Raw genomic sequence first — 12,072 nt, forward strand, 5'->3', positions numbered from 1 at the left:
TTTTATGTATAGAAAGGGGAATAGCTGTGAAGATAAACTACATACTGGGAAGAGCTTCTACCGGAAAGAGCCACGAGCTGATGAGTCGAATAGCTTCCGACATAGGTGATGAAAGCGTGGAAAAGGTGATACTCTTGGTGCCTGAGCAGTACACGCTTCACGCCGAGTACGAGCTTATAAACAAGATGAAGCTGAGTGGGCTTATAAAGGCTGAAGTCCTGAGCTTCAAGAGACTTGCCTACAGGCTTATATCCAATTCGAGTCAGAACCATATAGATGAAATAGGGAAGTACATGCTTTTGAACAAGGTCATAGACTCCAAGTCGCAGGAGCTAAAGGTGTTTAAAGAAGGCGGGAAGAAAGGTGTATTAAGCGAGATACTCTCTCTTTTAAACCACTTCAAGCAAAACAACATATACTCGGATGATATAGCGACTAGGCTAGATGCTTTGGAGGAATCTCTCTTCAAGAGCAAGCTAGAGGATCTATCCCTTATATACGAGTCTTTTTCAAAAGAGATGGAGGGCGTATATGTAGACGACAGAGACATACTGAATATAGCTATAGAGGAGATATCGAAAAGTTCATTTTTGGATGGAGCCAGAATATATATAGACGGGTTTAACTCTTTCTCGGGTCAGGAGTACAGCATGATATCGGAGATACTTAAAAAAGTGCCAGCTTTGACTGTGGCGCTTGCAGGCTCGAAAAGAGGAAGGGATTACGACCTCTTCGCCCCTGTGGAAGGTACCCTCGCTTTTTTGAAGAAGATAGAACTGGAGTCGGGAGCTGAAAGCGATACGATTTGGCTAGAGAAGGTGGTTGAGAAGGCACCAGAGCTTGAGCATATAGAGAGAGAGCTCTACTCCTATCCCTACAGCGCTTGGAACAAAGATGTAGAAAACATAAGGATAATGACCGGTCTAAACAGAAATAGCGAGATAGAGAATATTGCCAGAGAGATACGCTCACTTGCGAGGGACTATGGTATGAGGTGGCGGGACATGCTGGTGGTTTCGAGCAATATGAACATATACCAGTCCATACTGAAGAGGGTTTTTGCCGAGTACGAAATACCGTATTTTCTAGACGAGACAAGGGATATAACAGGACATGGGCTTATAAGGTATGTCACCTCGACTTTGAGCGCCATAGTCAAGAACTTCAGGTACGACGAGGTATTCAAGGCCCTCAAGACAGGTTTCGGATGCCTTGACAGCGAAGAGGTGGAGCTGCTGGAGAACTACGTGCTGGAGTTCGGCATAAAGAGCGAGCGCTGGTTTAAAGCTTTTGAAAAACCAGTGGAGAACATAGAGAGGATAGAGCTTATAAGGAGAAAATATATCGAGAGCGTAGAGAATCTAAGGGAAAGCATCTACAGAAAGACAAGCATAGAGGAGATAAACAGGGCTATCTTTAGCCATCTGATCGGAGTAGGTGCAAAAGGGAAGGTGGACGCTCTTATAGAGGAGCAGAAAGAGAACGGCAGGCTGGATATGGCCAACGAGTCGGCGCAGATATGGAATATACTTGTGGACGTGCTGGAGCAGATGAACAGTATACTGGGTAGCAAGAAGTCCACTGCAAAAAACTATCTGCAAAACCTGGAAGCAGGGCTTATGAACTACGAGTTGGGGATAATACCTCCTTCACTAGACCAGGTCATGATAGGAAATCTGGAGAGGTCAAGGAGCAGGGACATAAAGGCCATATTCGTAATAGGGGTGAACGACGGAATACTTCCCTCCATAATCTCGGACTCAGGGGTTCTGAGCGAAGACGAGCGACTGGGAGTAGTGGAGCTTGGGCTGGACATAAAGCTGGACAGCGAAAAGAAGATGCAAGACGAGAAATTCCTGATATACTCCTGCCTGACAAAGCCCAAAGAAAAACTCTATATGACCTACGCCCTTTCAGACAACGAGGGCAAGGCGCTAAGGCCTTCGACGCTGGTGGACAGGATGAAGAATGTATTTCCAAAGCTTGAAGTGGAGAGCGAGCTAGACAGAGGCGGAAAAGAGGAGATGGAGATTGTGTCCACGCCAGTCTCCACAGTCAAACACTTGGTGAACGAGCTTAGGAAATTTGTGGACGGAGCTGAAATCTCCGAGAACTGGCTTGAAATCTACTCCTGGTACAGGGATAGCGAGGAGTACAGCGAGATGGCCGGGCAGATACTGGAGTCGCTGTTCTACAGCAATCAGCAGGACTATCTGGAGCATGGAAGGGCCAGAGAGATATACCCGCTTCCCCTGAAGACAAGCATATCCAGGATAGAGAACTTCATAAAATGCCCGTTCTCCCACTTTGTGAACTACGGGCTCTCCCCGTCTGAGAGAAGGAAATGCGAAGTCAGAACGCCTGATATCGGAAATCTGTTCCACCAGTCTATAGAAAGCTACTCAAAGGTGCTAGAGGAGAAGAAGCTGGACTGGAAAGACGTCAGCGACGAAGTCTCCGAGAATATAGTAGACAGCATAATAGAGGGAATGGCAGAGCAGTTTCAAAACGGAATCTTCACCACCTCGAACAGGTACAGATATCTGCTGAAAAAGCTTAAGAGGGTCAGCAAGAAAGCTGTGAAGATAGCCACAGAGCATCTGAAGAGCGGAGAGTTCAAACCTCTTAACTACGAGGTCTCCTTTGGAGAGCACGGCAAAGTGCCGCCTATAGTCATAGAGCTTCCAGGCGGAGAGCAGATAATACTGGAAGGAAGGATAGACAGGGTGGACATAGCTGAAGACGGTGACTGCGCCTACGTAAAGGTAATAGACTACAAGTCGGGAGAGAGGAAATTCGACATATCGGATGCGTTTTATGGGCTTCAGATACAGCTTGTAGTCTACTTAGACGCAGTGCTTCAGAGCAGGCAGAATCTAGTGAAGCAAGAGCTATATCCGGCAGGGGCTTTCTACTTCAAGATAAAAGACCCTATGGTAGGCTCGGAGAGCGGAAACTCAGAGGAAATACAGGAAGCCATATCCAAGGAGCTCAAGATGAGCGGCATGATAATAAAGGACATAGACGTGATAAAGCTTATGGACAGAGAGGTGGAGTCAAGCTCTAAATCAGACATAGTCTCTGTAAAGCTTAAAAAAGACGGGGACTTCTACAAAAGCTCATCCCTATTTGACAGAGACGAGTTTTCGGAGATAATAGGCCATATGCACAAGCTTATAGCCAAGATGGGGGAAGAGATAATAAAAGGCAAGGTCAAGATAGAGCCCTGCAAAAACGGGGATATGGTGTCGTGCAAATACTGCGAATTCGACTCCATATGCCAGTTTGACACTTCGAACGACGACAACGAATACAGGATAATAAGGAAGCTCGACAAAGACGGGGTAATGGAAAAGATAAGAGCTGTAAAGGGGGAGAAATAATGGCTAACTGGACAGATGATCAACTAGAGGCCATAGAAAGCAGGGGGCAAAATTTGCTTGTCTCGGCCGCAGCAGGCTCCGGAAAGACGGCGGTGCTGGTGGAGAGGATAATAAGGATGGTGGTGGAAGACGGCGTCGACATAGACAGGCTTATGATAGTCACCTTCACCAATGCCGCCGCCGGAGAGATGAGAGAGCGTATAATGGGGGCGCTTGTAGATAAGCTGGAGATAGAGGGGGAGTCTGAGAATATAAGAAGGCAGATATCCCTTCTAAACAGGGCCTCTATAACTACGGTGCACTCCTTTTGTATAAATGTGCTCAGAAAAAACTTTCACTTTCTGGACTTGGACCCTAATTTCAGGATAGCGGACGCCACAGAGACTAAGATACTAGTGCAGGAAGCGCTAGAAGAGCTGCTAGAGGACGAGTACGGCCAGGAAGAGCCGGACTTTGTAAAGCTCGTGGAGTCCTACTCAGAGGACAAGGGTGACCTCAAGTTGGAGAGCCTTATACTTAAAGTCTACTACTTTATCCAGAGTCAGCCGTATCCGCTGAAATGGCTTTTCGAGAAAGTCGAGAACTTGAACGTCTCGAAAGAAGAGCTTCTGAAAAGCCAGTGGCTGGAGTCTTCTATGCAGGAGATAGGCGAGGAACTGGAGGAGTGCGCAAAGATACTGGAAAAGGCCAAGATGCTTGCGGAAGAGGACGAAATACTGTTTGAGAAATACGGCCAGACCGTCATAGAGGACATAGCATCGCTTAAGTCTCTGAAGAGGGCGCTAGAGGAAGGCGGATTCGAAACGCTTCAGAGGGAGATCATGCTGCTGTCGCACTCGAGGCTTAAAACTCTGAAAAAAGACGAGGTCGAGGAATCGCTTAAGCAGGAGGTGAAGGCGCTTAGAGACGAGTACAAGGCCATAGTCGGGAAGCTTAAAGATGGCATACTCAAAAAAGACTTAGAGGACTACAGAAGAGATATGATCGAAATGTACCCAGCCATATCCAGCTTGGCCAAGCTGGTTGAAAAGTTCACTCAGAGGTACGGAGAGAAAAAATCAGAGCGAGGGATACTCGACTTCAACGATCTAGAGCATATGACACTTGAACTGCTGGAGAGGGAAGAGGTCAGCAGCTCTTTAAGAGACAAGTATGAATATATATTCGTGGACGAGTACCAGGACAGCAATATAGTGCAGGAGACCATAGTCAAGAAGATTTGTAGAGAAAACAACCTTTTTCTGGTGGGTGACGTCAAGCAGAGTATATATAGGTTTAGGCTGGCCGACCCGACTCTCTTTATAGAGAAGTACTTTGAGTATGATAAAGAGGGGAACAGCAAGAGCAGTAGGGTAGACCTCTCCAGGAACTTCAGAAGCAGAAAGCAGATCATAGACGGGGTCAACTTTCTGTTCAAGCAGCTTATGTCGGAAAGGCTTGGGGAGATAGACTACGGGGAAGATGCGTACCTCTATACGGGAGCCGAGTACGGGGATATATATGACAACAGCATAGAGCTTAACATAGTGGACAAGAAGATAAAAGCGCCGGAAGAAGGCGGAGCACTGAGCGAGACTGATATGGAGCTTGAAGACATGCAGACAGCGGAAGTGGAGGCCCATTTTATCGCAGACAAGATAAAGTCGCTAGCAGGAGAAAAGACTTACGACGCTAAAAAAGGTGAGTACAGAGATATAGACTACAAGGACATGGTCATACTCCTGAGGACCATGAAAAACTGGGCCGGAGTGTACGAAGAGGTGTTTGTAAAAGAGGGGATACCGATATACACAGACGATAGCTCGGGCTACTTCGAAGCTATGGAGGTCAAGGTGTTCTTGAATTTGCTCTCGATTGTAGACAACAGGGCGCAGGACCTTCCGTTGCTCAGCGTTATGAGGTCGCCCATAGGCAAGTTCAAAGTGGAGGAGCTTGTAGCCATAAGGCTTCACGACAGGACATCTAGTTACCACAGGGCCTTGGAGAAGTATATAGAAGAGGTGGACGACGAACTTTCGGAAAAGCTCCTGGACTTCAAGTCAAAAGTGGACAGGTGGAAGAGAGAGAGCAGATACTACAAGCTGGACGAATTCATCTGGAAACTCCTAGTCGAGACAAGCTACTACAACTACGTGGGGGGAATGGTGAACGGAGACCAGAGACAGGCCAACCTTAGAATGCTGGTGGACAGGGCCGACGAGTTCGAGAAAGCTTCGATAAACGGGCTGTTCAACTTTATAAGGTTCTCCGACAAGCTAAAAGACATAAACGGGGATATGGGTACGGCGAAGACTATAGGCGAAAATGAAAATGTAGTCAGGATAATGAGCATACACAAGAGCAAGGGGCTTGAGTTTCCGGTGGTGTTCTGCGGAGGGCTTGGAAAACAGTTCAACAAGTCGGATACAAGAGACGAGCTGCTGCTCCACAAGGACTTGGGGATAGGGGCCAAGTACGTGGACCTTGAAAGCAGAAGGTACGGAAGTTCGCTTCCAGAGCTGGCCATAAAAAAGAAGCTCTCAGTTGAAAACCTCTCTGAAGAGCTCAGAATACTGTACGTGGCCTTTACAAGGGCCAAAGACAAGCTCTTTATGTACGGAACCGTAAACGGATTGGAAAAAAGCTGCGAAAAGTGGTCCAGGGGAACAAACACCCACACTCTGCTGAAGGCCAGCTGTCTTCTGGACTGGGTCTGCATGGCGCTTTCAAAGCATCCAGACGGAAAGGACATACTCGCACGTGGAGGCTGTTCAGCCGAGGGCATCCCTCTGCTTGAAGACGAGTCTGAATGGACCGTGAACTTTCTAGAGAAAGCCGAGATACTGAATATTCAGAGCCAGGAAGCCCTTGAAAAAAAGGAAAAGAAAAAAGTGCTGGAGAGCTATAGAGGAGACAGAGATGGGGATGTGAGGCGAGAGGTGGAGCGAAGGTTCAGCTGGAGCTACCCTTTCGAGGAGGCCACAGAGACACCTTCCAAGGTAAGCGTGACATATCTGAAGAATCTGGAGATTGGAAAATCATATGAGCTTAAAATACCAGAGCTTGTGGAGTATCCAAGCTTTATGGCGGAGGAAAAGACTCTTAGCGCCGCAGACAGAGGTACTTTGAACCACAGAGTGCTTGAAAAGATCCCTTTTGACAGAAGCTGGAGCAGTGAGGAGCTGGAGCAATACCTGAAAGAGTCAACGGAAAACGGCGAGTTTACAGAGGAAGAGCTTGAAAATTTGGACATCGCCGGACTGGAGCTCTTCTTGAGTTCCGATATATACAGTAGGATTCTGAAGTCAGAGAGCGTCAAGAGGGAGCAGCCTTTCGTATACGCCAATACGGAAGAGAGAGAGCTGTATATACAGGGTATAATAGACTGCTACTTTGAAGAAGATGGGGAATACGTGATCGTGGACTACAAGACGGACAAGGTGGAAAGCGAATCGCAGCTTGCGAAGAGGTACTCGGGACAGCTTGGCCTCTACAGAGAGGCGCTGGAGTCCATAAGCAAGAAAAGAGTAAAAGTCAGCTATATATACTCCCTTCACCTCGGAAAAGAGATAGAAGTTTAAAAATGCCCTGTATTGTAATATAATATAGGGATGAAGAAGAGTAGGAGGTTAATGTAAATGAGCGAAGTAAAAGTTCCATCAAATTTTATAAAAAACATAGTCATAGAGGATTTAGAGAGCAAGAAGCACAGCGAAATAATAACCAGGTTTCCGCCTGAGCCAAACGGATACCTTCACATAGGCCATGCCAAGTCTATAGTCTTGAACTTTGAGCTGGCGGACGAGTTCGGAGGCACTACAAACCTGAGGTTTGACGACACCAACCCGTCTAAAGAGGAAGACGAGTATGTAAACTCCATAAAAGAGGATGTAGCGTGGCTTGGCTACGAGTGGGACAATCTCTTTTTCGCTTCAAACTACTTTGAAGAGATGTACAAGAGAGCTGTGCTACTCATAGAGAAGGGCAAGGCCTTTGTATGCGACCTTTCAGCCGAGGAGATAAGAGAGTACAGAGGCACGCTTAAGGAGCCAGGCAAGAACAGCCCATATAGGGACAGAAGCGTAGAGGAGAATTTGGACCTATTTGAGAGAATGAGAAACGGGGAATTCCAAGATGGGGAGAAAGTGCTTAGAGCCAAGATAGATATGAGCTCTTCTAATATAAATATGAGGGATCCTGTAATATACAGGATACTTCATCAAAATCACCACAATACGGGCGACGCTTGGTGCATCTACCCTATGTACGACTATGCGCACCCTCTAGAAGATGCCATAGAAGGCATAACTCACTCGCTTTGCACACTGGAGTTTGAAGACCACAGACCTGTGTACGACTGGTTTGTAAAAGAGTGCGAGATGGAGAGTGTGCCTAGGCAGATAGAGTTTGCAAGGCTGAACGTGACCAACACTGTTATGAGCAAGAGAAAGCTGAAGCAGCTTGTGGACAACGGAATAGTGGACGGATGGGACGACCCTAGGCTTCCGACTATCTCGGGGCTTAGAAGAAGGGGATACACTCCGGACGCTATAAAGAGCTTCTGTAGGGAGATAGGGGTTTCAAAGAGCAACAGCCTTGTGGACGAGCAGATGTTGCAGCATTTCATAAGAGAAGATTTGAAAGTAAAGGCTCCTAGGGTGATGGCTGTGCTGGATCCGCTTAAGCTAGTCATAACCAACTACCCTGAAGGAGAAGTGGAGTATCTAGAGGCTGAGAACAACTCGGACAACGAGTCGCTTGGATCTAGAAAGATACCTTTCTCAAGAGAGATTTATATAGAGAGAGACGACTTTATGGAGGAACCTGTGCCTAAGTACCACAGGCTTTACCCTGGAAATGAAGTTAGGCTCAAGAATGCATACTTTGTGAAATGTGAGAGCTTCGTAAAAGACGAAGACGGAAACGTCACAGAGATACACTGCACATACGACCCGGAGACCAAGAGTGGAAGCGGGTTTACAGCAAGAAAAGTCAAGAGCACAATACACTGGGTGGACGCAAGCACGGCAGCAGAAGCTGAGTTCAGGCTTTACGAGCCGCTTATAGATGAAAGCGAAGCGGAGGGAGACTTCCTCGAGAACATAAATGAGAATTCACTTGAGATCATGAACGGATATATAGAAGGGGAAGTCGCGGGGGCGAAGCCCCAGGACAAGTTCCAGTTCTTCAGACATGGGTATTTCAATACAGACCCTAAGAGTGAAAACTCAGAGAAGCCTGTCTTTAACAGAATAGTTTCAATAAAGAGCAAGTTTAAAATAAGTAAATAGATTTTAAAAGGCATATACATCTCGTATATGTCTTTTTTGATAGAATTAATATTCAAAGTGATGTTGACATTATGCATAAACTGCTATATACTCTTCTTTAAACAGATAAAATACCGGCAATACAGAGCTGGAACTACATAAAATGCATAAATATTAATTAACATCTGAATATGCAAAAGTATTTTACAGCCGGTTTAAACGGGTATAAATATACGAAGTGGATTGGGAATAGACAGGAGGAATAGATATGATAAAGGCAGGAGTTATTGGAGCTACAGGATACGTGGGAACTGAGCTGATAAGACTACTTGAAAAGCACAGCGACGTGGAGCTCAAGTATATAACGTCTAAATCCTATGTGGGGAAATCCTACGACGAGATATACGAAAACTACAGAGGTGTATTCGACATGGAGTGCCACGAGCAGGACATAGAGAAGATAGCCGACGAGGTGGATGTGATATTTATGGCGCTTCCGCATGGAATAGCCAGCAAAGAGATAGACGAGAAGATACTTGAAAAAGCGAAAGTCATAGACATAGGAGCCGACTACAGGATAAGCGACCAGGAAGTGTACGAGTCTTGGTACAACACTGAACACGGATCGCCTGAGCTTCTGAAAGAGGCTGTATACGGGCTATGCGAGCTTAAAAGAGAGGAAGTCAAGAAGACCAGAATAGTTGCAAACCCGGGATGCTATCCTACTTGCAGCATACTGTCGCTTTCGCCGATTCTGAAGGAAGGGCTTGTAGAGGAGGACTCGATCATAATAGATGCAAAGTCTGGCGTTACAGGCGCAGGAAGGTCTCTAAACATAGGGACTCACTACACAGAGTGCAACGAGTCTTTCAAGGCTTACGGAATAGCGTCTCACAGACATACTCCTGAGATAGAGGAGCAGCTTAGCGAGGTTTCAGGTTCAGACATAGTGCTTAACTTCACTCCGCATCTAGTGCCTATGAACAGGGGAATACTTGTGACTGCATATGCAAAGCTGAAGAGCCCTAAGAGCTACGAAGAGATAAAAGCCGTATACGAAAAGCACTACGGCGACGAGCACTTTGTAAGGCTTACAAAAGAGGGTATATTCCCTGAGACAAAGTGGGTCAAGGGATCTAACTTCTGCGACATAGGCATAAAGGTGGACGAGAGAACAAACAGAGTCATAGTAGTAGGTGCCATAGACAATATGATAAAGGGAGCGGCTGGACAGGCTGTTCAGAACATGAATATAATGTTTGGATTAGACGAGAAATCTGGGCTAGAAGACGTGTCTATATTCCCAGGTTAAAATAAATAAGAGAAGGTGATAGAGATGAACGTAGTGGCAGGTGGAATTACAAATGCAAAGGGCTTCAAGGCAACTGGCTTTTTTGCAGGGGTCAGAAAAAAGAGAAATGACGTGGCTTTGATATACTCGGAAGTTCCAGCCGAAGTGGCGGGAGTGTTCACTAAGAGCACGGTAAAAGCGGCTCCAGTGCTTTGGGACATGGACATAGTCGCTGGCGGAGGAAAAGTGAAGGCTGTAGTTGTAAATAGCGGAAACGCCAACGCATGCACAGGAGAGCAAGGGATGAAAGACGCCGAGGCTATGGCTGAAGCTGTGGCGAATGCATACGGAATAGAGAAGAGAGAAGTAATAGTCTCTTCGACAGGCGTGATAGGAGTTCCTCTTCCAGTGGAGAAGATAGTCAAGGGGATAGAGGAAAACCACATGAATATAGGCGATACAAAAGATGACAGCCTTCTGGCTGCCGAGGCCATAATGACTACAGACACTTTCTCAAAATGGGTGGCTGTAGAGGTAGTTATAGACGGAAAGACTGTCAGCATAGGCGGAATAGCCAAGGGGTCTGGAATGATCCACCCTAATATGGGGACTATGCTTGGATATATAACTACAGACGTGAATATATCGGGGGAGCTGCTTAAAAAAGCGCTTAAAGAGAGTACAATTGACTCTTACAATATGATATCTGTAGACGGAGACACAAGCACAAACGACACTGTGATAGTGATGGCCAACGGAATGGCTGAGAACGAAAAGATAGAGTCTGAAAACGAGGACTATGTGGCTTTCAAAGAGGCGCTTCACTTTGTGAATCTGAACCTTGCAAAGCAGATAGTGAAAGACGGAGAAGGCGCAGGCAAGTTCTTGGCTGTGACTGTATCGGGAACAGCTAAAAAAGACGACGCCAGAGTGTTCGCCAAGTCCATAATAAACTCAAGTCTTGTGAAGACAGCTTTCTTCGGAGAGGACGCCAACTGGGGCAGAATAGTTGCTGCTATGGGCTACACAGAGATAGAGTTCGACATGAACAAGACCTCAATCTACTTCAAGAGCGACGGAGGAAGAGTGGACCTTATGAAGAACGGAGTGCCTATAGAGTTCTCTGAAGAAGAGGCGAAAGAGGTGTTGAAGGCCCACGAGATAGACGTGATGATAACTCTTGGCGAGGGGTCTGAAGAGGCGACAGCATGGGGATGCGACCTGAGCTACGACTACGTCAAGATAAACGCAGACTACAGAACTTAGGATACGGAGGACAGAGATGGAACAGCATATAAACAAAGCCAAGGTGCTCATAGAGGCCATACCTTATATCCAGTCTTTCAGGGGAAAGACAGTAGTGGTGAAGTACGGCGGAAGCGCCATGGTGGACAGCAAAATAAAAGAGATGATGATGCAGGACATAGCCCTTTTCAAGCTGATAGGGGTGAATATAGTGCTTGTGCACGGCGGAGGGCCTTTTATAAACAAGATGCTCGACAGGATGAGCATAGAGCCTAAATTTATAGAGGGGCTGAGAGTCACAGATTCAGACACGATGGAAGTTGTGGAGATGGTGCTTTCAGGCAAGATAAACAAAGAGATAGTAAACGACATACAGAAGTTAGGGCTAAAAGCTACAGGTATAAGTGGAAAAGACGGAATGACGCTTAGGGCCGAAAAGCTTATGAAAAATGGCCTTGACCTGGGCTATGTGGGAAGTATAGTGGATGTGGACACCGGCCTTATAGACTCGCTTCTAGACTCAGGGCAGATACCTGTAGTTGCACCTGTGGGAAGGGATTCTGAAGGAAACACGTACAACATAAACGCAGACTATGCGGCTGTCTCTATAGCGGCGGCGCTTAAGGCCCAGAAGCTGGTCTTTGTGACAGACGTGCGAGGCGTAATGGAAGATGTGGAGAACCCTGACTCGCTTATAAGCCTTATGAGCGTAGCGCAGGCCAAAGACAAGATAGAAGAGGGTATTATTTCAGGCGGCATGATACCCAAAGTGGAATGCTGCATAGATGCAGTTGAGAGCGGAGTTGAGACTGTCCATATAATAGACGGAAGAGTCGAGCACAGCATGCTTCTAGAGATTTTCACTCAAGACGGAATAGGAACTATGTTTAAATAGGAGGCCTTT

The 12,072-nt window shown here is 46.5% G+C and carries 6 protein-coding genes; all 6 read left to right on the top strand.

The genetic code is table 11. The annotated features are described in order from the left end of the window. Positions 1-26 precede the first annotated feature (26 nt). Positions 27-3,383 (top strand): helicase-exonuclease AddAB subunit AddB, encoded by a 3,357-nt coding sequence (addB, locus tag EUAN_RS05340; protein ID WP_071062475.1) that lies wholly within the window; start codon positions 27-29, stop codon positions 3,381-3,383. Next, positions 3,383-6,943 carry a helicase-exonuclease AddAB subunit AddA gene (gene addA / locus EUAN_RS05345; protein WP_071062477.1) on the top strand — a complete coding sequence of 1,187 codons (3,561 nt, stop codon included), beginning with the start codon at positions 3,383-3,385 and terminating at the stop codon, positions 6,941-6,943. The genes addB and addA overlap by 1 nt, the downstream gene beginning before the upstream one ends. Before the next feature lie 57 nt (positions 6,944-7,000). Next, positions 7,001-8,653, top strand: a complete 1,653-nt coding sequence (locus EUAN_RS05350) for a glutamine--tRNA ligase/YqeY domain fusion protein (RefSeq protein WP_071062479.1) — start codon at positions 7,001-7,003, stop codon at positions 8,651-8,653. 247 nt (positions 8,654-8,900) lie between these two features. Beyond that, complete coding sequence (gene argC, locus EUAN_RS05355) at positions 8,901-9,944, top strand: N-acetyl-gamma-glutamyl-phosphate reductase (protein WP_071062481.1); 1,044 nt, start codon at positions 8,901-8,903, stop codon at positions 9,942-9,944. 24 nt (positions 9,945-9,968) lie between these two features. Beyond that, a complete protein-coding gene (gene argJ, locus EUAN_RS05360) occupies positions 9,969-11,189 on the top strand; it encodes a bifunctional glutamate N-acetyltransferase/amino-acid acetyltransferase ArgJ (protein WP_071062483.1) in 1,221 nt (406 codons plus the stop codon). A 16-nt stretch (positions 11,190-11,205) separates the two neighbouring features. Further along, positions 11,206-12,063: an acetylglutamate kinase gene (gene argB / locus EUAN_RS05365; protein ID WP_071062486.1), complete on the top strand. Its 858-nt coding sequence runs from the start codon at positions 11,206-11,208 to the stop codon at positions 12,061-12,063. Positions 12,064-12,072: the final 9 nt, after the last annotated feature.

This window comes from Andreesenia angusta (assembly GCF_001855385.1).
GTDB lineage: Bacteria > Bacillota > Clostridia > Tissierellales > Gottschalkiaceae > Andreesenia > Andreesenia angusta.